Raw genomic sequence first — 25,456 nt, 5'->3', positions numbered from 1 at the left:
CCCGACCTCCTTTCCATCATTCGTCGGGCGCGGTAAATCCGAAAGGAAATAATATGAGCTACGCAATTATCGGCTTCGGCAAAATCGGCCATGCCCTGGCAAAGGCGTTTGCCCGCAAGGGCATCGACGTAGCCGTGGCAGCCACTCGCAGTCCTGAAAACCTTGCAGCCGATGCGGCTGCTATCGGGCCGACGATCATTCCAAAAACGCTAACCGAGGCTGTCAGCGCGGATATCATCTTTCTTGCTGTGCGGTTTGAGTCCCACCTGGATATCGCAAAGGCGCTGCCAACGTGGAAGGGAAAGACCGTCATCGATGTGACCAATGCGTACGGCGTATCGCCTGAAGAGTTGGGTGGTGAGCCATCGTCCAAGGCCGTCGCTCAGGCGTTTACGGGCGCAAGATTGGTCAAGGGCTTCAACCATTTGGGCTCAAATGTCCTTGAACAGGATCCGACGTTGCAAGGTGGCCGAAGAGTCGTCTTTTTAGCCAGCGACGATGACGCTGCCGCGAAGGAAATCGGTTCGCTTGCAGAAACCCTAGGTTTCGCACCGATCAAGCTGGGAGGGCTTTCGGAAGGTGGACTGCTTGTGCAAGCGCGGGGCAACAGCTGGGGTCCATTGATCTTCAAGGACCTGGTAAAGCCGGACTGAGCGGTGGTGACTCGATCCCGCCTGTGAAGGGAAAATCGCCACTGTTTAATCGACCACATCAGCATCGATGATTGACTGCCACCGGCCAATGTGAGGCAAATGCCAGCGGCAATTAGGCTCACTCAAACGATCTAGCCAGCGTCCGCTATGGGTCGATTTCAGCCGGTCGTGAAAGGCAAAATCCGTTCGGAAGACAGCTCTTCCCAAGCTGGACAGATTTGGTAGATGACGCCGACGTTACCCACTTGATGCTACGGTGTTGGCTCACTGGCAATCCATTTAAGGTATCCATATGGAAACCAATTCGACAATTGATCCTGTATTACGCGTCGCGTTGGTTACAGGATCCACTTCTGGTATCGGCGCGGCCATTGCTCGTGTACTAAATCGGGCAGGCTATGCGGTGGTGATCCATTCGCGGAACTCGGCGGATACGGGACGCGCCATGGTTGCAGAAATGAAGCAGGCTATTTACGTGCAAGCTGATCTTGCTTTAGAAGCTGACAGGGTCAGGCTAATTGAAGAGACGATCGCCGCGTGGGGGCAACTCGACGTACTGGTCAATAACGCCGGTATTAGCAGAGTCATTCCGCACGGCGACCTTGCCTCGGCCACCTCGACCGTGTGGCACGAACTTCACGAGGTTAATGTCGTGGCACCGTTCCACCTGGTTGCGTTGGCCGAGTCGGCCTTGCGCGATGCCGCACGTTACCGTCGAGCAGGTTGCGTCGTAAACATAAGTTCGCATGCCGGTATCCGTCCTAAAGGTGCATCGATTCCCTATGCGGTGAGCAAAGCTGCGCTTAATCACATGACCCGCTTGCTCGCCTTAGAGCTAGGGCCAGAAATTCGCGTAAACGCAGTGGCGCCCGGCTTGGTCGACACGCCTCTGACCGCACAGTGGACAGGTGCGCAAGAGTTGTGGCGAACTCGCGCACCTATGCGCAGGGCCGCTAGCCCAGAAGACATCGCAAAAGCTGTTGTAATGCTGATCGAGTCGGACTACTTAACCGGCGAGATACTCCTGTCAGACGGCGGATTGAATCTGACCTAGTTTTAATTTACTCCCCTGGAGCATGTCAGTAGACGGGTTACCTGTTTCGCCGACTCGCCGGACGGATATCACTGAATTTCAGCGCGGGCCTGAGGAAATGCCGGATAGATTTCTGCAGCGTAAGGCTGCCCAACCCCCACAGAGGTCCCGCGGTGCCGAAGCATCTATGGCCCACTCGGCACCGGCGATCCCTATGTAAGTGCGTGCCTAAGCCAACCGCGAGGGGCAGCTATCGGCCTTGAGCAGACATTCAAGAGGCGACGTCAGTGGGACTGCTACTAAGCACCTCATAGGTCAACCCAGCCTCAAAATATGATGCTCTCCACTCAAGGAATCCTACTTCTGGCTCGCACAACAAGAGAACGGTACATCCAGCCTCCCCCATTGAAACCCTTTCAACCACGGCGATATCTCCAGGAGCCGCCTCCCGAGAACTCATCCAGTCCCTGAGTACCACCGCCGCCCGGTCAATAGTGATCAGTTTTATGATACGGCCCTTGGAAAGTGTCATGCCGTCTTGCCTAAACTTGTGAACGTATCTGGCTTGTAAACCTATTTGGAGATTTAAGGAAGGTCTGCTCCTGGCCGATAGCAGCCGGTCGTTCCGTAAGCCGCACTCCATCTGTTGAGCTGGCATATCAGCCCGAGGAGTGGAGATAAAGGTTGATCCAGACGCGCCCATTTGCATGTGAAACAGCAGGATCAGTCATGTGATTGCCCTTATCGACTCGTACTGTCCGCCTTCAATCGTCAATTGGCCTGGTTCCAACCGGGACGTGCTTAACCACCATTGGCCCGGTTGAACTGCCAACGTGTGGAACGACCCGCTATGCCGGTAAGTCTATCTGTATCTACTCATGGGTAAGGTACAGCGCAATGGATAAGACAATCACCGTCGATCAACTAGAGACAACCGACCTTGGATCAATCAACGAAATATGGCTTGGCGAGACGCATACCCAGCTATGCCTATGGCGTGGCGAACAGGTCTTCACCCACGAGATGATGAGCGAGGGCACCCACGATCAGAATGTCCAACGCCTGTGCTTGCAGTTGGTCAACCCTGACGATCAAACCGCCGTAGCCAGCGTCGAGGTAATTGTGCGCGAACGGCTGAAAAAAATGGGGAAGGAGGGCGAGTTTTACCCCGCAGAGGAGGCTGATACTCATCAATAAGAAGAGGGTATCGGTCATTCAGGGGGAGTTGATCCAAGGCCTGTTGTCGCTTGGAGGTGTATCTTTTGATGATGATCCAGGAACGCTTAGGATGACTCACTCAATTCAGTAACACCATGGAGCAGCCAACGGGTTATGGATATCGAATTTCGCGGTAATGGCATGCGTGATAACCCGTCTGTAGGTACATGAATCGCCCCTGATTTCATAGGCGCGTTATGGATTCAACCAGTTTGTGTAGCCATCCAGGTCAAAAAATGATGGAGCTGAGTCGTAAACTTCTTCGGCTTGGCATCCGGGTTCCTTGCCTGGGACAAGAAAAAAGAGATCTGCATTCTCATACTCGGGTAATGCCGAACAAACTGCTCTGCCAGCTCTTCAAGTGTTTGCGGCCACATCAGGTCCTGTTCAGAGCGAAGCACTTGAGTTGACCGGATGAGTTTGCGCGAAGCTTCTCGCTGCAAGCGCAGCGATTGCGTCGGTGTGGTCGCCTGGTCGATAAGGTCGGCATACCGGGTCAGTACGGATTCAAAGTCACCATTCACGGCAATGGCGATAGCGCGCGACGGCTTGAACCGGTCGAAGAGTTTGGTCAGATCATTGCCCCATAAGCAACGACAGTGATGCTTGAGCCAATACCCCCAGCTCAATCGATTGTCAGGTGCCAATACTTCAGCACGACTACCGATATCGAAATCGATCTTGGTGACTTCGGTATGCCGACTTTCCAACGTGCGCCTTTTCGACTCCAGCAGTTCCAAATCCTGCGACGTAGGAGGGCTGTGCAGAATAAGGGTTAGGTCAAGGTCAGAAACCCCCGGCACTGCGTCGCCTCTAGCGACACTGCCATAAAGATAAATCCCGTCCAGCAGAGGTTCCGATCGCGCGAGCGTCATGCAAACGTCCGTCAGCAAAGCCTGAAACTGTGGCTGCATCTCCACGTTGGGCACGGTGAGGATATAACCGTCCGCATCAATGCCACGAGGTTGGAGTCGTTCCATGAAGCCGTCCGTGAGTGGTGTTCAGTAAAAATCGGGGTCAAACCCCATCAAGACGTGCGCCGGCCTTCCAGGCTGGAAAACACATACATCCCTACCAGCATCGCCACTACAAAGATGAGAATTTGCCAGTGCCCGGTAAACAGAATGGCGACCGCAGGCCCAGGGCAGATACCGGCAATTCCCCAACCAATACCGAACACCACGCTGCCCCCTATCAAGCGCACGTCCAACTCCCGGCTCACAGGTAACTGCATGGGGGCTGCGAGCAAGGATCGTTTGTGCTTGCGCGCCCAATTCATCGGGATAACCGCCACGGCGATGGCCCCGACCATCACCAAGGCGAGTGACGGGTCCCAGGCTCCGGCCACATCGAGAAATGCCAACACCTTGGCGGGGTTGGCCATGCCGGCCAGGAGCAGGCCCAGGCCAAAAATCAGCCCGGCGAGAAATGCGGTCAACTTGGTCATCAGCTTCAAACCCCCAGCACATGGCGGATGACGTACACCGTTGCAAAGCCGGCGGTCATAAAGCACACGGTCGCCACCAGGGAGCGGGGTGACAATCGAGAGATCCCACACACGCCGTGACCACTGGTGCAGCCGGAGCCGTACCGAGTTCCCAAGCCGACGAGCAGCCCCGCCATCACCAAGGCCGGCCACTGTGCCGTGATCTCGATCTGTGGCAAGACGCTAAACAGTCCCCACAGCATTGGCGCAATCACCAGGCCAAGCAGAAACAACGCTTTCTCGCCCCAGCCCTCACTGCCAAACCGCATCACGCTGCCCAGCACGCCGCTGATACCTGCGACTCGGCCATTCGCGAGAACAAACACGCTGACGGACAGCCCGATCAAGGCGCCTCCGCCTAATGAAGCCCACGGCGTGAAGTTGATCCAATCAATGCTCATTTTGCAGTTCCTGCACAGAAGGGTGGGTGAGGGCTGTTGATCAGCGAAGCATCATAACCCTCCGTGCGGGTCTTGGCCTGTGGGCGTCAGATTTTGCTGCCGCCCCCATGGAATGGGTAAGGCCCTGTTCCAGTACTAAAGGAGGTGTCAATGCCCGCTAAAGGACCATTTCGGTCTGACGCCATAGGTTTAGGCTCAGCCTTGTGATCGTCAACGATGACAGCAAGACGCGCCGCATCACCTGCGAGATGAGTAGAAAACCTCACTGACTCCCGTGTCTCCATAATAAAAAGAGGATTTATCATGAGTAGCACCTTCTTTATTCCCTCCGTGAACATGATGGGCATTGGTAGCCTCGACGAGGCGATGCTCGCAATCCGCAAGTACGGATTCCGCAAAGCCTTGATCGTCACCGATGCCGGCCTGGCCAAAGCCGGCGTGGCGGCCAAGGTCGCTGGCCTGTTGGCCCAGCAAGACATCGACTCCACCCTGTTTGACGGCGCCAAACCGAATCCGACCGTCAGCAACGTGGAGAAGGGCCTGGAACTGCTGGCCCGCAGCGACTGTGATTTCATTATTTCCCTGGGCGGCGGTTCACCCCATGACTGCGCCAAGGGCATTGCCCTGTGCGCCGCCAACGGCGGGCACATCAGCGACTACGAAGGCGTGGACCAATCCGCCAAGCCACAAATGCCACTGATCGCCATCAACACCACCGCCGGCACGGCGAGTGAAATGACCCGTTTCTGCATCATCACCGACGAAGTCCGCCACGTGAAAATGGCCATCGTCGACCGCAACGTCACCCCCCTGTTATCCGTCAACGACCCTTCGCTGATGGCCGCCATGCCCAAAGGCCTGACCGCCGCCACCGGCATGGACGCACTGACCCACGCCGTCGAAGCCTACGTGTCGACCGCAGCCACGCCGATCACCGATGCCTGCGCACTCAAAGCCATCGAACTGATCTCGGCCAACCTGCGCACCGCGGTTGCTCAGGGTAGCGACATGACCGCCCGGGAAAACATGGCCTACGCGCAATTCCTTGCCGGCATGGCCTTCAACAATGCTTCGCTGGGATATGTACACGCCATGGCGCACCAACTGGGCGGTTTCTACGACCTGCCTCACGGCGTGTGCAATGCGATCCTGCTGCCTCACGTGTCGAGCTTCAACGCCAGCGTATGCCCGGCCCGGTTTAAGGATATCGCCCATGCGATGGGGGTTGAGACTCAGCATCTGGACGCGGAGAAGGGGGCTGCTGCGGCCATCGCGGCTATCCGTAAACTGTCTGCGGATGTTGGGATTCCGAGTGGGCTCGTTGAGCTGGGTGTGAAGGCTGACGATATTCCGACCCTGGCAACCAATGCCATGAAAGATGCCTGCGGCTTTACCAATCCGCGTCCTGCCAATCAGGATGAGATTGAGCAAATTTTTCATACGGCGATGTGATTGATGTGAAGTGATGCTGGAGAGAACACCCCGCCTTTGGTTGAAGTGCGGGGTGTTTTGGTTTTGCTCACCGATAGGGTGGAAGTGGCTCACTGGCTTGGCCGGAAGCGGTCTGTCATGAATAGCTACTGGCGGCCAGGAGCGACCGGTGACAACGTTCTACTTAAGCATGTGCTACTCGCTTATGTGTTCTAGCCGTTTCAACTATGAATACTTAAGTAGAGATCGACACCGATGGTTTACGCTCCGGAACAGGCATACCGCGTACGTCTATCCATGGTCGTGCCAGCACGCATGTCTACGCAGCTGGCTCAAGTAAAACCTCCGCGCCAGGAGGGCACAGAGGGGATCGGAATGGGCTGGAACTGAGCATCCTCCAGTAAGTAGAGCGCTGTGCTGGCGGCCTTCGAGAAACAACTTGAACATGCGGCGTTCTGATAGGCGCTGCGCAAGAGCTAACTCAACTCAGACTGAACGCTGAGCGATTGCCAGTAATATCCCGAAGCTCACGAGTAGGCCTCCAAAAATTCGGTCAATCCATTGTCTTGCAGCCAACAATTTCTCGCGCACCATCCCGGCCGAGAAGCACAGCGCGACGAGACTGAACCACACCGTGTGCGCCCCAGCGATGGAAAGCCCATATGCTATTTGCACTGTCAAGGCAGTGTCCGGTCGTACTACACCCATGAACAGACTAACGATGAAGATCGAAGTTTTCGGATTCAACGCATTCGTGAGAAATCCCGTACGCAGAGCTGAAAAATCTGATATGGCCGGTGGCGGTGCGTCCAGCGGTTCAATAGCCGGCTTAGAACGAAGCATTTTGATGCCTAGGTAGACGAGATACGCAGCTCCAGCCAGCTTCAGCGCATTGAACAACCAAGGCGATTGTTGAAGCACTAACCCTAGTCCGAGCAGCGTATAGCAGAGGTGGACAAGTACCCCCAAACCAATACCCACAGCTGTGAGGACGCCCGCCCGTCGAGACAGTAGCAATCCGTTGCGAGAAACCATGGCGAAATCCGGCCCAGGACTGATACATGCGAGTATCGTAATGGTGATTACTACTATCCATTCGCTCATGCGGCACTCTTCGAATTAATGGTGGTATAAAGCTATTTTTACAGACCATACGCACTGGCAATAACGATGATTTCTGAAGGTAATAGTGACTACAGCTCATCAACCTCCGAGACACGCACGCCTTCTCTGCTCGCGTTGCGTTGCTTCGAATCAGCCGGAAGGTTCGAAAACTTCGCCCGTGCAGCTGACGAACTGCATCTGACACCAGGTGCTATAAGCCGAGCAGTGCGCTTGCTTGAAGAGGATCTGGGCGTTGAACTGTTCGAGCGGCGTAGCCGAAGGGTTTTTTTAACGGACGCCGGAAGACACCTGGCGAAAGCAGTTAGTGAAGGGCTTGGATTGATGAACCAGGCAGTTCGCGAGATACGCACCGACGCCCGTCGTGCTCGTCAGCTTGTGCTGTCCTGCGAGCCAACGCTGTTAATGCGATGGCTGATCCCTCGTTGGAGCGACTTCCAAGCACATCATCGAGGGATAGACATTCATTTAGTGGCCGGAGGCGGCGTCTTTTCATTCGACCATGGCATAGATTTAGCCATTCGGCGGGACGATTTTCCTCGCCCCTCCGGTTATCATGCTGAGACCCTATTCCCAGAGAAGATCGGCCCTGTCTGTCGGCCAGAAAAGGCAGATCAGTGGTTCGGCAAAAGCAGGAAAAGTCTGCGCTCCACAGCCCCTCTGCTTCAGACTACTAGCCGACCTACGGCTTGGCAGGAGTGGGCTAATGCAAAAGGACTGCCCGTTACTGCCACGGAGATGCAATCTTTTGAGCACTTTTATTTCAGCATCCAAGCGGCTGTCGCAGGCCTCGGGGTGGCAATTGGCCCATGGCACTTAGTGCGCGACGATATTCAGAGCGGCGTGTTAGTTGCGCCATTAGGATTTGTTGAAGACGGCTCACACTACTGCCTGTTGTCTCCCACAGCCCCTAAGCCAGGCAGCCTGGAAATGGATTTACTTAATTGGTTGCAGGCAGTGGGCTGAGGCTTGTCGATCTTCAGTTTCATCCACTACAAATCAGACCAGTAAGGCTGCAGGCCTTTCTAACGAACAGCCCGTCCCACTTGAACAAAAAAACACGAAGTCCGGTGACGCCTAGCTTGAACGCATCGAGCCGAGGCAGAGCGACGCACGTTGTTGCTTCAGGGCTATGAACTGTTTTTCGTGAAACCGAGTCAGTCGCCACGGCTGGATAAACGAGGAGAAAATGCTTGGGGTTCTGATGGTATAGAACCGCGCAGTGGCTCGATTGAGGCTTATCGCGGGGCAGAAATCCGATTGCTGCCTTTCGCAATGGGCAGTAAACGGCCAGAAGCGGACGCTCTCCAGTGTCTACTTAATCAGCGGTGATTCAGGGGCTGGGGGGGTATACATAGTTGATCGCCAAGCTAATCCCCAAGCTCGAATTGCTGAAACCCCACGCGCCTGACGTAAACCCAAAAGTTATCCTTTGGCTCATATTGCTCCATGCAAACACTATGTTCCTGGCACAGTTCATCTTCGTCGATCAGGATGCGATCCCAATCGAAGTCAGGGTTCTTGGAAATGGTATAGCTAGGGTAAGGTTTGTCGAGATCGAAGTGGATCGAATACACGAACAACGGAGATTCCCACGGCATGTGGGTTTCGTACAACCGCATCAGTTCGGGCATCTGTGCTTTACAGTGCTGTTCGGCAAACGTCAGTGCCTGGGGCAAATCATCCCACGTAGCCTTGACCGCGCGTTGCGCAGCGGCGAGCCTGGCGTAAGGTGGCTCGTCATTGTGGTGCTGGACGTAAATCAATCGGCTGCCGAACTGGAATTCGCATTGCCAGACACCCGAGGGAGCACGCCAGTGGCCAAGCATGGATTCGGTCAGTAGATTGATGTCCATATCGGTACCACACAGATGGAAAGGTGCTCAGTTTACCCTCTCAAATATCAGCCTGGGAATGCATAGGCGTTTGGGCTATTTGTCCGACATCCACGGGATCTGACCGGCAGCTTTGGGTCGAAAGCCGTCATTCAGCATCGCTAGAGCGGCGACTTACTTAGTTAAAGGCGGCGCCCCGGCATGTGCCGTCGCTGAGACGCTGTAGATGCCTACAACGCCCCAGCGGCTAATCGATTGCGTGTGCTGAGCGGTAAGTGCTATCGGACTACGTCTGATTTCAGCTACAAGGCACCTCCCGATCCATCAGCTTGCCCATCAACAGCACTCCCAGCTCACTGAGCTGGTGAATCGTCAACGCCACATCACGGTCTTTCCCGCTCAGCTCTTCCGAGAGATCAAGCAGCAACGCGCTGACCGAGGTAAAGGTTTCATAGCTATTGGTGATCAAACTTTCACTGCTGGCATCAGCTGCCACACTGAACAGCACACCCGACGGCGGGGCGGTCTTGGCGGAGGAGGGATTGAGATAGTGATCCAAGGCGCGTTGCGCGGCTTGGTTGAGTTTCAAATCGGGAGTTCCCGGAGGATTCGGCGTTACCTTGAACATTGTTTGGATTCTCTATGTGGGCCGCCACCTTCTCGCTACTAAACGAATGGGGTGGCAGCTGTGCACAGGTTAGTAGACCGGGAATCCAAACAAAGACCGGCGCGCCCGAAGGCGCCCTGCGCACAGCCACCATCAAGCACAGACAGAGACGTCTGATCGATGAAGCTCATGCACATTGCTCGGATAATCCAGGGCTACTAAACCCGATCACTGAGTTTTCAGCGACCGAGCAACCTTAGAGACGCCCACCCAGGTGCACAAGCCGGCGGATTCTGACGCAACTGTAGGCAATGGAGCAAGGCGCCGTGCTCACTGCCTCAAGCCACGGGACTGAAATCCATCAGTCCCGTTTTTCTTTCTCAGGCCGGTTGGGCCGCCAAGCTATTACTCACCTTGCGCCCCAGCACCAGCACCGTCACAAACCCAGCGCCCACCAACGCGGTCGCCAAACTCAACAGCACCGACGTCCCCATCTTGTCGACGATCTGCCCGCCAAAGAACGAGCCCACGGCAATGATCACCTGGAACAACGCGACGAACAGCGGCATGCCACGCTCAACATCCTTGGGCGCAACCACAAACATCCAGATACTCGCGCACGCCGGGAAGGCACCGAAGGCGAAGCCCCACAGGGCGATCAGCATCACGGCGCCGCTCATGCCGGTGGCGAAGTAGGGGAACAGGGCGGTGCTGGTGCCGATCATCAGTGCGACAAGCAGCAGGGTGTGGCGCACGCTGCGGTTGGCGGCGAAGCCGGCGAAGACGTTGCCCATTACGCCGGCCACGCCGTAGAGCAGCAGCAGCGAGCCAATGGTCGGGCCGTCGAAGCCGGAGCTGTTTTTGAAGAACGGCGCGACGTAGGTGTAGGCGGCAAAGTGCGCCAGGCCGATCAGCAGCACGGCGATCAAGCCAACCCGGGCTTGTGGGTTGATGAACAGGGCCGGCAGGTCGCTGATGCGGATAGCTTTTTCCGGTTCGAGGCGCGGCAGCAGGAACATCTGCGCCAGCAGTACCGGGATGCCCACCAGTGCGGTGACGAGGAAGGTCATGCGCCAGCCCATCAGGCCGCTCAGCCAGGTGCCGACGGGCACGCCGAGGACGGTGGCCAGGGTCACGCCCATCATGATGATCGAGGTGGCCTTCGCTACGCCGACGCCCTTGGGCGCCAGGCGGCCGCTGAGGGCGATGGCCGTGGCCCAGAAGCCGCCGATGCTGATGCCCAGCAATACGCGGCCGAACAGCAGCAGGCTGAAGTCGCTGGCGTAGGCCACCACCATGTTGGCGATGATCATGATCAGGGTCAGGCCGATCAGCAGGTAGCGGCGGTCCATGGCGCCAATGCCCACCGACAGCAGCGGGGCGGCGAGGGCGGCCATGATGCCGGGCAGGGTGACCATCAGGCCGGCGTGGCCGGCGCTGATACCGAGGTCGGCGGCGACGTCGTTGAGTACGCCTACTGGCAGGAATTCGCTGGTGACCAGGGCGAAGGCGCCCACGGCAACCGAGAGAATCGCCAGCCACTGTTGCAGGACGGTTTGTTGATTATGTTCGGGGAGGCCGCTAGGGGCCCGGCTTGCGCTTGGCATGGTGTCGGGTTCCGGGAGGATATTTCGCCTGAGGACAGACGGGAGGGGGAAAGTGGAAGCGATTATAGGAATGGGTTTCGGCAAGGCAATAGGCGACCGGTTCGATAGTAATCATCAGTCTCGTTGATAAGACGGCCTGAGTAGAGCGGTCGCTTCTGTGTCGACCGCGAGTTCCCAGTGGGCCAGTGAGGGGACTGCTGCGCAGTCAGACGGGAGCAAGCTCCCTCGCCACAGGTTGTTGGGTGACCCACACGCGGTGGTGTTCAGGCGTGGGTTTAGCGTAATGCTCTCTCCATTAAGGCTGAACCCTGAGCGCCCGGATGATAAACGCATGCAGGCTGTTCACCGCTTTGGAGCTGCGAGAGGCCCGGCTGCGCAAAATCGAAACGTCCATGGGTTCGATGGCTGCCAAACCGTGCTCCTCACCCAAGACCTGCAGCGATGGCTGCACGGTGCACTGGGTGATCGCGGCAATCGCGAGCCCGCCCTCGACGGCGGCCACCTGGCCGGCAAGGCTGGAGCTGTTGTAGACCACCTTGAATTCGCGGCCCTGTTGGGTCAGTGAGTTCACCGCATACCGCCGCGCCAGGCTTGCGCTTTCGTAAACGGCGATGGGGAGCGGGTCGCGTCGCCACAGCTCGAATTGGGGTGAGCCGACCCAGACCATGGGTTCCTTGAACAGAAATGTGCCGCTTTGGGGCGAGTCTCTGGATACCAGCGCCAGGTCAAGGTCGCCGCTGCGCAATTGTGGGATCAGGGTGGTCGACTGTTCACAGGTCAGTTCGATTTCCACCCCGGCGTAGCGCGGGGAGTAACGCTTGAGCAGCGGTGTGAGGTACCTGGCCGCGTAGTCTTCCGCAACGCCAAGGCGGATGCGCCCGGTCAGCTCTTCGCCGTGGAACGCCGCCTGGGTTTCAGCGTGCAGGGCGAGCATGCGGCGGGCGTAGCCCAGCAGTGTCTGGCCGTCGGCGGTCAGTTGCAGGTGCCGGGGGCCTCGGCTCAACAACTGTCGTCCAAGGGCGGCCTCGAGTTTTTTCATCTGCATGCTGACGGCGGACTGCGAGCGGTTGACCTCATGGGCGGCGCCCGACAAGGAGCCGGCATCCACCACGGCCACAAAGCATTTGAGCCAATCGAGTTGCAAGTCACTGGCCGGCATTGCGCTTACCTCTATTCGTTAATCGAATGGCTGTGACGTGAATTATGCGCTTTTCATGACTGTTTGTTCACCCGCAAGATTCTGGCCTGGCTCACACCTACTGGATCGGATCATGCCCTTTGATACCTGGCTGCTTTACCTGGCTACCTGCTTCGGCATCGCGGTGGTGCCGGGGCCCAATGCGTTGTTGGCGCTGACCCATGGCGCGCTTCACGGCAATCGGAAGACGCTGTTCACCATCACCGGTGGCGTGCTCGGTTTTGCCATCGTGCTGTCGCTTTGCGCGTTGGGGTTGGGGGCGCTGATCCAGGCGTCGGCCAGTTGGTTTTTTGCGTTGAAGGTGGCCGGTGGGCTGTACCTGATCTGGCTGGGCTTCGGGCTGTGGCGGGCGGCACCGGTCAGCCTTGAGGCGACCGGCGCGACCAGCTCGCGGAGCTGGTCGCTGTTCCGTCAGGGGCTGGTGTCGGCGATTTCAAACCCCAAGGCCTTGCTGCTGTTTACGGCGTTTATTCCACCTTTCCTGGATTCCCACCGCAGCATCATCGCGCAGACGATCACCATCGCGCTGACCTACGCCGTGGTGGAGTTCATCGTTGAATACCTGGTGGCGAGCGCTGCGCACCGGGTCCGGCCTTGGCTGGCTCGAACCGGGCGCCGGTTCAATAAAGTCTGTGGCGGGTTCTTCGTACTGTTCGGGTTGGCCCTGCCTATCCATGCCTGAGGGCACATGCCCACCCCATCAAGGGTGCTCGATGACCATCACCGCCGTGGTATCCGCCTCAAGTGCCTCAAACACATGCGGCGCATTCGCCAGGTAGCTGATGTAGTCGCCGGCCTGCAGCAGCACCGGCTCACCGGCCGGGCCGATGTTCGCGCTGCCGCTGCATAGCACCACGTGCTCGACGGTGCCGGAAGGGTGGGGCTGGGACAGGCGCACCTCACCGGGCTGGACCTTGAGGCGGTAGATGTCGCGCCGTATGCCTGCCGGGCAATCCGCAAGCAGTGTTGCCGCGTAGTGAGCGGTTTCGGCATAGGTGGTCAGACCTTCGTTGGCACGAATCACCCGCAGGCGCTGCTGGGGTTGTTCGAAGAACCGCGTCACCTGTAGCCCCATCGCGGTGGCCAGCGACCATAGGGTTTCAATGCTGGGGTTACCGATCCCGGACTCCAGTTGCGACAAGGTCGACTTAGCCACCCCGGCGCGTTTCGCCAATTCGGTCAATGAAAGCCCGGCTGACTGGCGTTCGCGTTTGATCGACAGGGCCAGGAGGTCGATTCGGCTTGGATTACTGCTGAATGGGTTGTTCGCTATGTCGGTCATTTGTTCTCTAAATCATCCAAAATCAGGTTGACGCTTTGGTGTTCATTGTTCAGCATACCAATCATTCGTTCATTATAAAATCCGAGTCGCCGAATGATCTGGTTTGTCTGCTATTGGCCGTGGCTGCTCTGGCGGGCGCTGTCCTACGACCTCGAAGGGTGGCGCAGCCTGCTGGTGGCGACGCATCTGCTCGAACAACATTGCCTGGGGCTATTTTGCGGGCCGTTATGATTCCTTTTTGCCATCCATGGTGATCGGGCTATGATCGGACTCATATGAACCAGACGCTCCATGACCTATGCCCGTTGACCTGCAAGCCCTCTATCCCAAACTGATCCACTTGATGCTGGATACCGTGTTCGTGGTCGACAGTGAAAACCAGATAGTTTTTGTGAGTGATGCCTGCGAAGCGCTGCTCGGTTACCGCGCCGACGAACTGACCGGCACCCTGATCACCGACTATATGCACCCCGAAGACCTGGCACGCACCCGCGCTTCCATTGTCCGGGTCATGAATGGCAAACCTCACGTCGACTTCCGCAACCGTTATATCCGCAAGGATGGCAGCGTGGTGCAGATTTTGTGGGCGGCTTTCTGGTCTGAAGAGGTGGGCGCGCGGATTGGTGTCGCGCGGGACATCACGGCCCTGACACAAGCCGAAGAAGAGCTACGTTTCCTTGCCCATCATGACCCGCTGACGGCCCTCACCAATCGATCGCTGTTCAATGATCGACTGGACACGGCCCTGCAAGCGGCCCAGCGACACAACAGCAAGCTGGCGCTGCTGTTTCTGGACGTCAATGACTTCAAGTGCATCAACGATGTGCATGGCCATTCCATGGGCGACCGCGTGCTCTGCGTGATTGCAAGGCGGCTGGAAGGCTGTGTGCGTGGCAGCGACCTGGTGGCCCGAATGGGCGGCGATGAGTTTACGGTGCTGCTGACGGACATCCAGTCGGAAGACGCCGTTTCCGCAAAAGTCGCGCAGATACTCGCCGTCATGGCCGAGCCGCTGAGCGCTGAGTTTGGCGCGGTGAAAATGCCGTCCTGCAGTATTGGCGTGGCGTTTTATCCCGCGGACGGGAAAGACGCCGACACGCTGCTCAGCCATGCGGACGGCGAGATGTACCGGGTAAAAAGAAATCGGTTTGCAGGTGAGTGACCTGAGTCAGGCCTCTACTGATGAAACCTGCGCCCCAGCGCATCCAGCCGCACTGCAATCGGCGGCAAGCGCTCACTGCTCCTGGCCAGCGTCTCCACATCCTGGGCCGTGTTCTGCGCAATGCTCTGCACTGATTGCAGCCGTCCCACAATCTCGACATTCGCCGTGGATTGCTCCCGGGTGGTCGACACAATCCGCCCATTGAGCTGATCAATCTGCGAAATATCATTGCCCACCGCCCGCAGCATCTCCACCGCCAGCTGGCTGTCTTCCACGCAGCGTTCCACCCCTTGGCGGCTATCGTGCATGGCTTCAACCGCTTGCCGGCTGCCGTGTTGCAAGCCTTCAATAATGGTCTTGATCTCCTGGGTCGACACCGCCGTGCGCTGCGCCAGGCTGCGTACCTCATCGGCCACCACGGCAAACCCTCGTCCTTGCTCGCCGGCGCGGGCGGCTTCGATGGCGGCGTTGAGGGCCAGCAGGTTGGTCTGGTTGGCGATGCTGTTGATGACTTCCAGCACCGAGCCGATCTGTTCAGCTTGCACGGCCAGCCCTTCGACCGTCTCGTTGGTGTCGTGGAGGCGGGTGGCGAGCTGGGTGATTTCCTGCTGGGCCCGACCGACGCTTTCCTGGCCACGGATGATTTGCTGGCTGGCTTGACCCGCGTGGTCGACGGCCTGTTCGACGTGCACGGCGATGTGGCCCATGGCGTCTTCCATGCGCTGCATGGAATCGGTCATTTGCGCGATTTCCGCCAGTTGATGGCGCGCACCTTTTTCCAGGGTGTCGCTGGCGCGGCCCAGTTCCTGGCCGAGTTGGCCGAGGCCGTGGGAGTCGCGGGCGACGCCGTCGATCAGGCCGGTGAGCTGGGTCAGAAAGTGGTCGAAACGGGTGGCGAGTGAAACGTGGACTTTTTCCGGGTTGCCCTTGGCGGCCTCACCGCTGAACCGGGTGGTGACGGCGAGCATCTTTTCGAGCATTTCCTGGCTTTCTACCGCTTCTTTTTGGCTGTGAACGGCGAGATAGAGCAGGGCGACCGTCTCCATCACCACGTAGAACGCGTGGACGAAAATCATGCTCCAGCCGCCGTGATGCTCCATCACAAACACCGGGAAGCCCTGGTGCTGCAAGGCATGGAACACCACGTGGTGCACCGCGATGGTGGCGGCGGCCACCAGGATGGGCAGCCAGTCGCGGTAGAAGGTCAGCACCGCCAGCAGTGCAAAGATACCGAAGTGCGATTCGATGACGCCCTCTGCCTGGTTGATGTGCAATGCCGCCATGATCATCAGGCCAACGCCAAGCGCACAGCGCATCAGGCGAGTGCCGCCGATGACGCGATAGGCCAGGGTCAGCACCACGCTGGTGCCTCCCCCGACGATGAGCGCTTGCAGCAGCGTGTCGTGCCAGAACGCCAGGCCCAGGGAAAACAGGGCCATCAGCCAGAGCAGGGCAAGCATGATGCGGTCGGCTTTGCGGTAGTGCTCGATGAAACGGGCTTGCGCGGGCATTCACTCGTACTCCATGTGGTCTGGCCAGGATCAGGCAAGCATGCGACGTGCCACACGCGCATGCGGGGGAGCGAATCAGCTGTAAGGGAACTCGGATTGATTGATGCCAGGAGGTTATCGGCATAGGTGGGAGGCGCTTTAGAGGGGATAACGGTCAAAAGCGGTACTTATCGGACAACAGATTCAGCCGATATCGACCTTCATGGATATGTCCCAGGTGCCGGCACCGTTTTTAGCCAGACCGATCATCATCAGGCCGAGCCACTCGAGCGACTGGGCCATCTGCAGGTCGCCGACATCCAGCGGACGCAGCCCGAGACTCTCGAGGAAGGTCGAGACGCGCGCCTTGGCGTCTGCATCGTCCGCCGCGATGAACGCATCGAGGCGTTTATCCTTGGCCAGTACGTGACCGAAAAGGGTATTGAACGCCTTGACGACCTGCGCGCTGGCCGGGGCGAGCTTGGCGATTTCCTGCGCGCCGGAACTGCCTTGGGGGGTAACAAGGCCAGTAAGATCGGGACCGACCGGGTTGGTGATGTCGATGATCACCTTGCCGTCGAGCGCTTTCCCGAAGTCGGCCAGGACCGCCACCGCATGGGTGTAGGGTACGGCGAGAATGACGATGTCGCCCGCCGGAATGGCGCCGTAAGTCCCCGTGATCGCTCCGCAAGCGAGCTTGTCGGCAAGCGCCCGTGCCTTGGCGGGATCGCGGCTGACCACCTCGACGGTGTGTCCGGACTTGGCGATCCGACCGGCGATCGCCGTGGCCATGCCTCCCGAACCGATGATGCTGATAGTGCTCATGTGCGGTCTCCGGCCGGGAAGTAATGACCGCTATCGAGATCGGCGAAGAGTCCGGGTTGGGTCGGTTCCCAGCCAAGCACCTGACGCGTGATGGCGTTCGATGTCGGGGTGTCCAGCGTGACCAGATTCGCAAAGAACCCGAAGTAGCCAGGCAACATCAGCACGTCTGCGGGAATAGACACGGCCGGCAGGTTCAACCGGCTGGCAATGGCTTCGGCGATCTGACGGTAGGGGATAGCCACCTCGGCGATTGCATGCCAGCTTCTGCCCGGTGCGCCTTTTTCCAGCGCCAGGCGAAACACAGTGGCGAGGTCACGTGCGTGTACGGCCCCCCAACGGTTGGCACCGTCTGCGGGGTAACCGACGACCCCCTTTTCCTTGGCCAGCCCGATCAACAACGGAAGGAAGCCCGCGTTATCGGTGGCGCTGTGCATGATCTCAGGGATCCGCACGATCGAAGACCGTATGCCTTTTTCGGCCAGACCGATCACCGTGGTTTCCACGATGTTCCGAACCCGCAGGGGGTTCTTGTACGGATCGCCGCCGGGAAGGGGCGGATCCTCCTCGGTGGCCGGCCGGCCCAGGCCCGCCCACCCGGGTGAGCCGACGCTTCCAGACACGACCAACGGCTTCGCGCTTCCGGCCAGTGCTTCGCCATAGGCGAGCATGATCTCAAGCTCCGCGGCCGCAACGGCGTTGATCCCGCCGGTTGGAATCAGGTCCTGCCGGTGCGCGAGGTGAATCACGCCGTCCGAGGCAGCGGCCGCCTCCTTGAGCCCGTCGAGGTCCTCGAGATTGCCGCGACGCACCTTGGCGCCGAGCGCCGCGACCTGCGCCGCGGCCTTGTCGGATCGAGCCAAGGCAGTGACCTCATGGCCGGCGGCGATAAGGTCGGAGATGACGTACGGACCGGAATGGCCGGTGCCGCCGGTAACAAAAACGTGCATATGCGTTCTCTCATGGGCAGAGCGCCGAACGATTCGGCGACTGCATCAGGTGTGGAAATCATGCTGGGCTTTTCACTTGTATAAAGCAAGTGAAATGCTGAAATTTTACTTGTGATGTGCAAGTGATGCTAAAGTTCGGCCATGAAAACGACACGAAAAGAGACCTTTCGGTCTCACTGCGCAGTGAATTACGGCGTGGAGGTATTTGGCGATCGGTGGTCGCTGCTGATCATCCGCGACATCGTCTTTACTGGGAAAAAGACCTACGGCCAATTCCTTAAATCGGAAGAGGGAATCGCAACCAACGTCCTGGCTTCTCGCCTTGCCTTTCTTGAGGAGCAGGGAATTCTCTCGAAGGCGCCCAACCCTGATGACCGGCGCAAGGATTTTTATGGGTTGACGGAGAAAGGCATAGACCTCATTCCGATCCTGCTGAACATCGTCTTGTGGAGCGCGAAGCACGATTCGCAATCGTACGTGCGTCCGGACTCAACGCTCTTTGAGCAGTTGAGCCAAAGCCCCGCACAGGTGATCGAAGAGGTGAAAGCGCTATTGCGTGGGGGCGGATGCATCTTTCCAGCGGCTAACGAATGAGCCGGCTGCGAGCGGGTATCGTCGCAGCCGCAGGCAGCCTGTCAGACTTTCACGCAGGGCGGCAAACTCGGTTGGTGTCTCTGGAGGGCGGACACCCAAACTGGCGACTGTACTCTCGGCTGAATTGCGATGGGCTTTCGTAGCCCACTCGATAGCAGGCACTCGCCACATCCAGGCCTTCGACGAGCATCAGACGGCGGGCTTCTTGCAGACGGAGTTGTTTCTGATACTGCAACGGACTCATGGCTGTCACCGCCTTAAAGCGATGATGCAACGTAGAGCTGCCCAAATTGGCTACCCGGGCGAGTTCTTCGATGCGTAAGGGGTGGGTGTAATGGTTATTCAACCAATCGATTGCCCGGGTGACCCGACGCGTTTGCGAATCACCGAGGGCGAGCTCATACAGGCGGCGTCCGTGCACGCCCCGCAGGAGGCGGTAATACAGCTCTCGCAGGGCGAGCGGAGCCAGCATGCCGATGTCCTTCGGCGTCTCCAGCAGCCGTACCAGGCGAAGCATTGTTTCCAGCAGCGGCACGTCGACTTTTTCAAGGAAAAGGCCAAGCTCCGGCTCATCCGGCACGCCCGTTGGGGGAGCATCGGCGATGACCTGAGCGATTTCCGTGGCCTCGAAATCAAAACGGATACACAGGTAGGGCGCCTCCGGACTGGCCATCAACACGCGACCGGAAACCGGAAGTGTCACCGATACCACCAGGTAATTGAGCGGGTCGTACAGATAACGGTCGTCACCCAGGCCGACTTCTTTTTGCCCCTGCACGATCAGGCAAAGTGCCGGCTTATGGACGGTATGGATAATTTCCGAGGGCGCGTCCAGGCGAATGACCTGCAGGGGCGCTATCGCGGTCTCATAGACCCCGGGCGCCGTAAACCGTTGCGTCAGCAGGCGAACCAGTTCATGACGGTAGATGGCTGTGTTTTGAAGGATGAAAGCATCGTGCTGTTCCATTTCAAGGCTCTCACACGTATTCATGAGCGTCTGCCTGGGGGTCCAGGCACTCTTGTTTTTACCACGAGCCCGTCGTAACGCCCAGTCGCCAGAAGCGTGTGACGGATGAATCCATCAGCGGTGCCCCACAGGGCGGTGTAACGATCTTGCCGAAAATTTGCGTGCGCAGGGTTCGCGCATGCACCGGGTGCTGGAGAGGTGCACAGACACGAATAGGCAAAAGTTGCGCAGGTTTTGGCACGCGTCGACCAGGCCCGTACCCTTAATCTTTTCGACGTACCCCGCAGCAACGTCCGCGCCATCGGCGGTCGATGCTGAACTTCAATGCCTACAGCAGGAGCTACGGATATGTCGAACATTCAAAACAAAGTCGTCCTGATTACCGGTGCGAGCAGTGGTATTGGCGAAGCGGCGGCCAGGCTGATCGCCGCCAAAGGCGCACGGGTGGTACTCGGTGCCCGCCGTACCGAGCGGCTGGACAAACTGGTGCGCGAGATCCAGGCCGAAGGCGGCTCGGCGAGCGCCAGTGCACTGGACGTTACGGATCTGGAGTCCATGCAGGCGTTCGTGGCGTTCGCCAGGGCGCAACATGGAAAGGTCGATGTGATCATCAACAACGCGGGCGTGATGCCTTTGTCTCCCTTGGCTTCGTTGAAGGTCAACGAGTGGAACCAGATGCTCGATGTCAACGTTCGCGGGGTGCTGCACGGTATTGCCGCCGTCTTGCCGGGCATGGAGGCGCAAGGGTTCGGCCAGGTCATCAATATTTCATCGATCGGCGGTCTTGCGGTCTCTCCGACCGCTGCGGTGTACTGCGCGACCAAATTCGCAGTCAGGGCAATCTCGGATGGCCTGCGACAGGAAACGGACAAGATCCGGGTCACCGTGGTGTGCCCGGGCGTCGTCGAGTCCGAACTGGCCGATACGATTTCCGATGAGGAGGCCCGCGAGGTAATGAAAGCCTACCGGCGTGTGGCTATCAACGCAGACGCCATTGCGCGAGCACTCGCCTATGCCATCGAACAACCCGACGATGTGGATGTGAGTGAGATTGTGGTTCGTCCGACCGCCAGCCCACACTGAGCCGTTCGGATGGATGGCATGCTTGAGTTCGCAGGCAGTCGTTCATGAACGGCTGCTCTCGTCCGATTGCGGCACGTCACGAATGGCAGCTAATGGCGAAAGTGGCATTTGGAACAGCCCAGCCCCGCGTTGGGCTATTTGCCTCGCGGCTCAGTAACTTCCTGGTTTCGAGCTATTGCGATGCCTTGCGACAATGCATGCATGACATCCGCCGCCATTTCCTCAGTACTGTTCAACCCGTCCACTCTGACAATCGGTACTGTTTGCTGCGACATCCAGCGCTCGTGCCACGCCCTGTTGCGTCCGGCAAAGGTCGGGTCGTCGTACTGGGATGCCCATTTCCGGAAGGCCACATGTATCTCATACATGTCGCCACCTGGCGCGATTCGATCTCCGAAGAGCGCCTTTTCACGTGCAGCCAAGCGTTCAAGACGAACCGAGGTAGGCGTTGCGACAAACACAATCAGGTCGGCGTCTTTGATCAGTGCATCTCCCCAGCCCATACAAGAACCGGTGAGTACCCAACCGTCATCACCGAAGCGTTGCTGAATCAGGGCCACGCGCTCATCGGGCGGGCGCTTGGTTGTAAAAGGAGGATCGGTGGGCAGCCAGTAGAAGTCATCGACATCAAGATGGCGAAGGCTGAGCAAAGAGGCGAGGGTACGGCCCAGGGTGGTCACGCCTGCACATGAGGCGCCTGTGATGTAGATCCGCATGAGTATCCGCCGGTCTTAGCGCTGCTGAAGCGCTATTTTCAGCCCCAGCCCCATAAACAGAGTACCGATGATCTTTCCCTCCCAGCGGCGCAGCCTTGAAAGGCCCACCATCCATTTGCTCAACGGACGAATAGAGATCGAGATGAGCGTGGTGTACACGGCACTTAGTCCCGAAAAGATCAACCCCAGTACCGCGAACTGCGCCAGGGAAGAACCCGATTCCGGGTGTATGAATTGCGGCAGGAACGCCAGGAAGAAAATCGCGGTTTTCGGGTTCAGCACTTCGGCAACCACCGCCTGGAAATACGCCTGGGTCGAGGTCACCGTGGGCAGGTCTTTGCGCGTGGTTGCGCCAGGCTTGGCCATAAACGCGCGTATGCCCAGGTAGATCAGGTAACAGGCGCCGACGATTTTGACCACGTTAAACGCCACGGCCGAGGTCATCAGGATGGCAGACAGGCCCAACGCCGCACACAGCGTATGGATAAGGTCGCCCGAGGCCACGCCCAGTCCGGTGGCAATGCCGACCTTGCGGCCACCCTGGAGGGTGCGGGTGATCACCAATAGCACGGCTGGGCCTGGGATCAGGAAAAGGCCGATGACCACGGCGACATACGTCAGGATGGGGGCGAGTTCGAACATGCTGTGTTATCTCAAAGCCGGATGCGTCCTACAGTAATCCTTATCCCGGGGATTAACGCAATACAGATGGGCACCCGCCGGAACCGCCTGGCCTTTTACTTCGCGAACGCGTATTCGCCACCCTGTTCCAGGGCCTTTTGATACGCGGGTCTTGCCTGAAAGCGTTGCACCCACGCCGCCACATTCGGGTACGCCTGCAACTTGCCCTGGGCCCTGGCGATTTCGCCGATGAAGCTCATCTGGATATCCGCGCCGGTCAATTCGTCGCCCACCAGGTAGGGCGTTTGCCCCAGCGCGTTATCCAGGTAACCCAGGTAGTTCGCGACCTCGGATTCGATACGCGGATGCAAGGGCGCACCCGCATCACCCAGGCGCCCGACGTACAGGTTAAGCATCAGCGGCAGCATGGCCGACCCTTCGGCGAAGTGCAGCCATTGCACGTATTCGTCATAGGTGGCCGTGGCAGGATCGGGTTGCAGGCGGCCGTGGCCGTGACGGCGAATCAGGTAGTCGATGATGGCGCCGGACTCGATCACCACCTGTGCACCGTCTTCAATCACCGGCGATTTGCCCAGGGCATTGATGGCCTTGAGTTCCGGTGGCGCGAGGTTGGTTTTCGGGTCGCGCTGGTAGCGCTTGAGCTCGTAGGGCAGGCCGAGTTCTTCGAGCAGCCACAGGATGCGTTGCGAACGGGAGTTGTTGAGGTGGTGGACAATGATCATGGTGGCTCCGCTGGGCGAGAATAGGGGCGTATAGGGACAGACCACTGTGGCGCTGTGGAGTGCCGTGAATTAATTGTGCTTCGATAAAGGCATGAAAGATGGATAATCACCGCGGCAAGCACTGATTACAAACCGGATAAACCACATGAATCGTCAAAAGAAACTGCAACAGCTGTTCAAGGCCAAGGCCAAAAAGGCCAGCGCCAAATTGGCACCCGCCCGCAAGGACAAGTACATCAGTAAAGCAGACCGATTGAAACTGGCTGCTGAATCCGCTGATGAGCCAGCTGTTTCTTCTGAGGGGTGATCCAGAAGGCCTGAGCATCATTCGATAGGGAATCGACGGAAAAACCATGAACACTGCTCAACTTGCGATTCAGCACTACATACTTGCGAAGGACGGCAACTGTCCACATTTGCTCAGCCGGGCGTTTGTTCCGGAGGCGACCCTGGACATGGTGGTGCGCACCGGTTCCATCTCGTTCCCGCCCCACGTTGAAGGGGTTGCCGGCATCGGCGACGTGCTGGTGCGGCGATTCGGGCAGACCTTTGAAAACGTCTATACGTTTTGCGTGGGGCAGCCGCCTGAAGAGGGGGCCGGCACCTATCAGTGCAAATGGCTGGTAGGGATGTCCGATAAAAATTCCGGAGAAGTTCGGGTGGGGTGTGGGGTGTATGAATGGCAGTTCAGCGCCGAATCAGGGCTTGTTGAAAAGCTCACCATCACCATCGAGCATATGAAGACGCTGCCCGCTGCGGATTTGGGGAGCGTCATGAAGTGGGTGTCAGGTCTGAGTTACCCATGGTGCAACTCGGAAGCAGCAGTGAGCGATGCTCCCGATATTGAAGCGATGGGCGAGGTGATCCAGTACCTCACTGTCTGACGGCGACTCAATGCGCATCCGCCGTCGGCTGCTTCGGCGGCTGCACCTTGCGCATCAACGGCACCAGCAACACGGCGACGATGAAGCACACCATGATCATCAGGAACGCATCCGCATAGGTCAGCGTCTGCGCCTCACGCCAGGTCAGCGCCCACAGCTGATGCAGCGCAAACTGGCTCGCGTCCAGGCTGTTTTGCCCAAGCAACTGGGCATTCCCCGAAAGCTGGTCAAGCCACACATTCATCGACTCGTTCTGGATGTTCAGGTGCTCGGCCAGGCGCAGGAAGTGCAGGTTGGTGCGGTCGTTGAGCACCGTGGCGCAGGCGGCGATACCGATGGCGCCGCCGAGGTTGCGCATCAGGTTGAACAAACCCGAGGCGAGTTTCAGTCGGTCGGGGGCCAGTGCGCCGAGGGTCAGGGTGACCACGGGCGGCACCGCCATTTGCTGGGCAAACCCGCGTATGGCTTGGGGCAGCAGCAGCTCCTTGGCGCCCCAGTCGTGGGTGATGGGGGAGAAGTCCCACATCGACAGGGCAAACAATGACAACCCGAACATCAAAATCCAGCGCAGGTCGAAGCGGTTGGCCAGCACCGCGTACACCGGGATCGCCAGCAGCTGGAACACCCCCGTGGAAAACACCGCCAGGCCGATATCCAGCGAGCCATACCCGCGCACTCGCCCGAGAAACAGCGGCGTGAGGTAGATGGTGGCGAAAATGCCGATGCCGGTGATGAACGAAAACAGACAGCCCAGGGCGAAGTTTCTATCCCGAAGCGCGCGCAGGTCGACGATCGGCTCCTTGATTTCCAGGCAGCGCCAGATAAACAACCCGCCGCTGACGGCGGCGATCCAGGCGGTGGTGGAGATGATGCTGTCGCTGAACCAGTTCCAGCGCGGGCCTTCTTCCAGGGTGTATTCCAGGCAGCCGAGAAACACCGCCATCAACGCCATACCGATATAGTCGGCGCCCTTGAGCAATGACGGGTTGGGGCGGTCGACCTTGACCAGCATCGGCACGGCAAAGGTCACGAACAGGCCAGGCACCAAGTTGATGTAGAACAGCCAGTGCCAGGAAGAAATGTCGGTGATCCAGCCGCCCACGGCCGGGCCCAATGTGGGCGCAAGGGATGCGATGGCGCCGATGGTGGACGCCGCGATCACCCGTTGCTTGCCGTTGAAGTACATGAACGCGGTGGTGAACACCAGCGGGATCATCGAGCCCCCCAGAAACCCCTGCAAGGCGCGAAACGCGATCATGCTCTGGATGTTCCAGGCCATCGCGCACAGCAGGCTGGTCAAGGTAAAACCTGCCGCCGACGCCGCGAACAGCCAGCGCGTGCTCATCACCCTGGAGAGCCAGCCCGACATGGGGATCACGATGATTTCCGCGATCAGGTAGGCGGTCTGCACCCACGCCGTATCGTCCGCCCCGGCAGACAGGCCGCCGCCGATGTCCTTGAGGGAGGCGGACACGATCTGGATATCGATCAAGGCGATAAACATGCCCACGCACATGGTGGCGAAGGCCGCGACCTTTTGTGCGGTGCTGA

29 protein-coding genes are annotated in these 25,456 nt (G+C 58.6%); 12 read left to right on the top strand and 17 right to left on the bottom strand.

The features are described 5' to 3' along the window. Positions 1–53: 53 nt before the first annotated feature. The 3 genes from D109_RS0101305 to D109_RS0101290 all read left to right on the top strand — a co-directional run bounded on the left by D109_RS0101305 (position 54) and on the right by D109_RS0101290 (position 2,883). Positions 54–653 carry an NADPH-dependent F420 reductase gene (locus D109_RS0101305; RefSeq protein WP_017475292.1) on the top strand — a complete coding sequence of 200 codons (600 nt, stop codon included), beginning with the start codon at positions 54–56 and terminating at the stop codon, positions 651–653. A 292-nt stretch (positions 654–945) separates the two neighbouring features. Continuing rightward, entirely contained in the window at positions 946–1,707 is a 762-nt protein-coding gene (locus D109_RS0101300) for an SDR family NAD(P)-dependent oxidoreductase (RefSeq protein ID WP_081585304.1), read from the top strand. Positions 1,708–2,583: 876 nt separating this feature from the next. Then, positions 2,584–2,883 (top strand): hypothetical protein, encoded by a 300-nt coding sequence (locus D109_RS0101290; RefSeq protein WP_017475289.1) that lies wholly within the window; start codon positions 2,584–2,586, stop codon positions 2,881–2,883. 224 nt (positions 2,884–3,107) lie between these two features. Here D109_RS0101290 and D109_RS0101285 read toward each other — a convergent pair whose 3' ends face one another. From D109_RS0101285 to D109_RS0101275, 3 genes are read right to left on the bottom strand one after another with little or no spacing between them, the layout of a single operon-like run. Beyond that, complete coding sequence (locus tag D109_RS0101285) at positions 3,108–3,884, bottom strand: nucleotidyltransferase domain-containing protein (protein ID WP_017475288.1); 777 nt, start codon at positions 3,882–3,884, stop codon at positions 3,108–3,110. A 47-nt stretch (positions 3,885–3,931) separates the two neighbouring features. Next, positions 3,932–4,351: a DUF6691 family protein gene (locus tag D109_RS0101280; protein WP_026077704.1), complete on the bottom strand. Its 420-nt coding sequence runs from the start codon at positions 4,349–4,351 to the stop codon at positions 3,932–3,934. A 5-nt stretch (positions 4,352–4,356) separates the two neighbouring features. Continuing rightward, positions 4,357–4,791, bottom strand: a complete 435-nt coding sequence (locus D109_RS0101275) for a YeeE/YedE family protein (RefSeq protein WP_017475286.1) — start codon at positions 4,789–4,791, stop codon at positions 4,357–4,359. 303 nt (positions 4,792–5,094) lie between these two features. Between D109_RS0101275 and yiaY the strand changes: the two genes are divergently transcribed. Next, entirely contained in the window at positions 5,095–6,243 is a 1,149-nt protein-coding gene (gene yiaY / locus D109_RS0101270; RefSeq protein WP_017475285.1) for an L-threonine dehydrogenase, read from the top strand. Positions 6,244–6,708: 465 nt separating this feature from the next. Here yiaY and D109_RS0101265 read toward each other — a convergent pair whose 3' ends face one another. Next, positions 6,709–7,326 carry a LysE family translocator gene (locus D109_RS0101265; RefSeq protein WP_017475284.1) on the bottom strand — a complete coding sequence of 206 codons (618 nt, stop codon included), beginning with the start codon at positions 7,324–7,326 and terminating at the stop codon, positions 6,709–6,711. A 66-nt stretch (positions 7,327–7,392) separates the two neighbouring features. Here D109_RS0101265 and D109_RS1000000132450 point away from each other — a divergent pair, with 66 nt between their 5' ends. Further along, positions 7,393–8,310, top strand: a complete 918-nt coding sequence (locus D109_RS1000000132450) for a LysR family transcriptional regulator (protein WP_081585303.1) — start codon at positions 7,393–7,395, stop codon at positions 8,308–8,310. Between the two features lie 404 nt (positions 8,311–8,714). On the opposite strand, the gene D109_RS0101260 is transcribed toward D109_RS1000000132450, so the two are convergent. From D109_RS0101260 to D109_RS0101245, 4 genes are all read right to left on the bottom strand, one after another. Beyond that, positions 8,715–9,200 (bottom strand): hypothetical protein, encoded by a 486-nt coding sequence (locus D109_RS0101260; protein ID WP_017475282.1) that lies wholly within the window; start codon positions 9,198–9,200, stop codon positions 8,715–8,717. A 277-nt stretch (positions 9,201–9,477) separates the two neighbouring features. Then, positions 9,478–9,807 carry a DUF6124 family protein gene (locus D109_RS0101255; protein WP_026077703.1) on the bottom strand — a complete coding sequence of 110 codons (330 nt, stop codon included), beginning with the start codon at positions 9,805–9,807 and terminating at the stop codon, positions 9,478–9,480. 359 nt (positions 9,808–10,166) lie between these two features. Beyond that, positions 10,167–11,393, bottom strand: coding sequence for an MFS transporter (locus D109_RS0101250; protein ID WP_017475280.1), 1,227 nt, complete (start codon positions 11,391–11,393; stop codon positions 10,167–10,169). Positions 11,394–11,688: 295 nt separating this feature from the next. Beyond that, on the bottom strand, positions 11,689–12,552 hold the full coding sequence (locus D109_RS0101245) for a LysR family transcriptional regulator (RefSeq protein WP_017475279.1): 864 nt from the start codon (positions 12,550–12,552) through the stop codon (positions 11,689–11,691). Between the two features lie 112 nt (positions 12,553–12,664). Between D109_RS0101245 and D109_RS0101240 the strand changes: the two genes are divergently transcribed. Then, entirely contained in the window at positions 12,665–13,273 is a 609-nt protein-coding gene (locus tag D109_RS0101240; RefSeq protein WP_017475278.1) for a LysE family translocator, read from the top strand. Between the two features lie 18 nt (positions 13,274–13,291). On the opposite strand, the gene D109_RS0101235 is transcribed toward D109_RS0101240, so the two are convergent. Next, positions 13,292–13,873 (bottom strand): helix-turn-helix domain-containing protein, encoded by a 582-nt coding sequence (locus D109_RS0101235; RefSeq protein ID WP_017475277.1) that lies wholly within the window; start codon positions 13,871–13,873, stop codon positions 13,292–13,294. 93 nt (positions 13,874–13,966) lie between these two features. Between D109_RS0101235 and D109_RS1000000134505 the strand changes: the two genes are divergently transcribed. Then, complete coding sequence (locus D109_RS1000000134505; protein WP_177325494.1) at positions 13,967–14,104, top strand: hypothetical protein; 138 nt, start codon at positions 13,967–13,969, stop codon at positions 14,102–14,104. A 67-nt stretch (positions 14,105–14,171) separates the two neighbouring features. Beyond that, on the top strand, positions 14,172–15,035 hold the full coding sequence (locus D109_RS0101230) for a sensor domain-containing diguanylate cyclase (RefSeq protein ID WP_017475276.1): 864 nt from the start codon (positions 14,172–14,174) through the stop codon (positions 15,033–15,035). Between the two features lie 14 nt (positions 15,036–15,049). Here the strand turns inward: D109_RS0101230 and D109_RS0101225 are convergent, their stop codons facing one another. From D109_RS0101225 to D109_RS0101215, 3 genes are all read right to left on the bottom strand, one after another. Further along, complete coding sequence (locus D109_RS0101225) at positions 15,050–16,546, bottom strand: methyl-accepting chemotaxis protein (RefSeq protein WP_017475275.1); 1,497 nt, start codon at positions 16,544–16,546, stop codon at positions 15,050–15,052. 183 nt (positions 16,547–16,729) lie between these two features. After that, positions 16,730–17,350: an NADPH-dependent F420 reductase gene (locus tag D109_RS0101220; protein ID WP_017475274.1), complete on the bottom strand. Its 621-nt coding sequence runs from the start codon at positions 17,348–17,350 to the stop codon at positions 16,730–16,732. Continuing rightward, entirely contained in the window at positions 17,347–18,297 is a 951-nt protein-coding gene (locus tag D109_RS0101215) for an SDR family oxidoreductase (RefSeq protein WP_017475273.1), read from the bottom strand. Before D109_RS0101215 ends, D109_RS0101220 begins: the two co-directional genes overlap by 4 nt. A gap of 141 nt (positions 18,298–18,438) precedes the next feature. Between D109_RS0101215 and D109_RS0101210 the strand changes: the two genes are divergently transcribed. Beyond that, a complete protein-coding gene (locus D109_RS0101210) occupies positions 18,439–18,891 on the top strand; it encodes a helix-turn-helix domain-containing protein (protein ID WP_026077702.1) in 453 nt (150 codons plus the stop codon). Positions 18,892–18,940: 49 nt separating this feature from the next. Here D109_RS0101210 and D109_RS0101205 read toward each other — a convergent pair whose 3' ends face one another. Next, positions 18,941–19,858, bottom strand: coding sequence for an AraC family transcriptional regulator (locus tag D109_RS0101205; RefSeq protein ID WP_017475271.1), 918 nt, complete (start codon positions 19,856–19,858; stop codon positions 18,941–18,943). A gap of 348 nt (positions 19,859–20,206) precedes the next feature. Here D109_RS0101205 and D109_RS0101200 point away from each other — a divergent pair, with 348 nt between their 5' ends. Further along, the gene (locus D109_RS0101200; protein WP_017475270.1) at positions 20,207–20,941 is read left to right on the top strand and encodes an SDR family oxidoreductase; all 735 of its coding nucleotides are present in this window, start codon (positions 20,207–20,209) and stop codon (positions 20,939–20,941) included. Between the two features lie 134 nt (positions 20,942–21,075). On the opposite strand, the gene D109_RS0101195 is transcribed toward D109_RS0101200, so the two are convergent. The 3 genes from D109_RS0101195 to D109_RS0101185 all read right to left on the bottom strand — a co-directional run bounded on the left by D109_RS0101195 (position 21,076) and on the right by D109_RS0101185 (position 23,021). After that, on the bottom strand, positions 21,076–21,657 hold the full coding sequence (locus D109_RS0101195; RefSeq protein ID WP_017475269.1) for an adenylate kinase: 582 nt from the start codon (positions 21,655–21,657) through the stop codon (positions 21,076–21,078). A gap of 15 nt (positions 21,658–21,672) precedes the next feature. Then, positions 21,673–22,299, bottom strand: a complete 627-nt coding sequence (locus tag D109_RS0101190) for a LysE family translocator (protein ID WP_017475268.1) — start codon at positions 22,297–22,299, stop codon at positions 21,673–21,675. A gap of 95 nt (positions 22,300–22,394) precedes the next feature. Further along, positions 22,395–23,021, bottom strand: coding sequence for a glutathione S-transferase family protein (locus tag D109_RS0101185; protein ID WP_017475267.1), 627 nt, complete (start codon positions 23,019–23,021; stop codon positions 22,395–22,397). 145 nt (positions 23,022–23,166) lie between these two features. Here D109_RS0101185 and D109_RS1000000132445 point away from each other — a divergent pair, with 145 nt between their 5' ends. Both D109_RS1000000132445 and D109_RS0101175 read left to right on the top strand, forming a co-directional pair. After that, positions 23,167–23,328, top strand: coding sequence for a DUF2986 domain-containing protein (locus tag D109_RS1000000132445; protein WP_017475266.1), 162 nt, complete (start codon positions 23,167–23,169; stop codon positions 23,326–23,328). A 46-nt stretch (positions 23,329–23,374) separates the two neighbouring features. After that, positions 23,375–23,905, top strand: coding sequence for a hypothetical protein (locus D109_RS0101175; protein ID WP_017475265.1), 531 nt, complete (start codon positions 23,375–23,377; stop codon positions 23,903–23,905). 7 nt (positions 23,906–23,912) lie between these two features. Here the strand turns inward: D109_RS0101175 and D109_RS0101170 are convergent, their stop codons facing one another. Beyond that, positions 23,913–25,421 (bottom strand): DHA2 family efflux MFS transporter permease subunit, encoded by a 1,509-nt coding sequence (locus tag D109_RS0101170; protein ID WP_256219461.1) that lies wholly within the window; start codon positions 25,419–25,421, stop codon positions 23,913–23,915. Positions 25,422–25,456: the final 35 nt, after the last annotated feature.

Source organism: Pseudomonas sp. PAMC 26793 (assembly GCF_000313235.1).
Classification (GTDB): Bacteria; Pseudomonadota; Gammaproteobacteria; order Pseudomonadales; family Pseudomonadaceae; genus Aquipseudomonas; species Aquipseudomonas yamanorum.
Note: the sequence above shows the minus strand (reverse complement) of the source record. Positions and strands in the feature narration are given on the sequence as shown.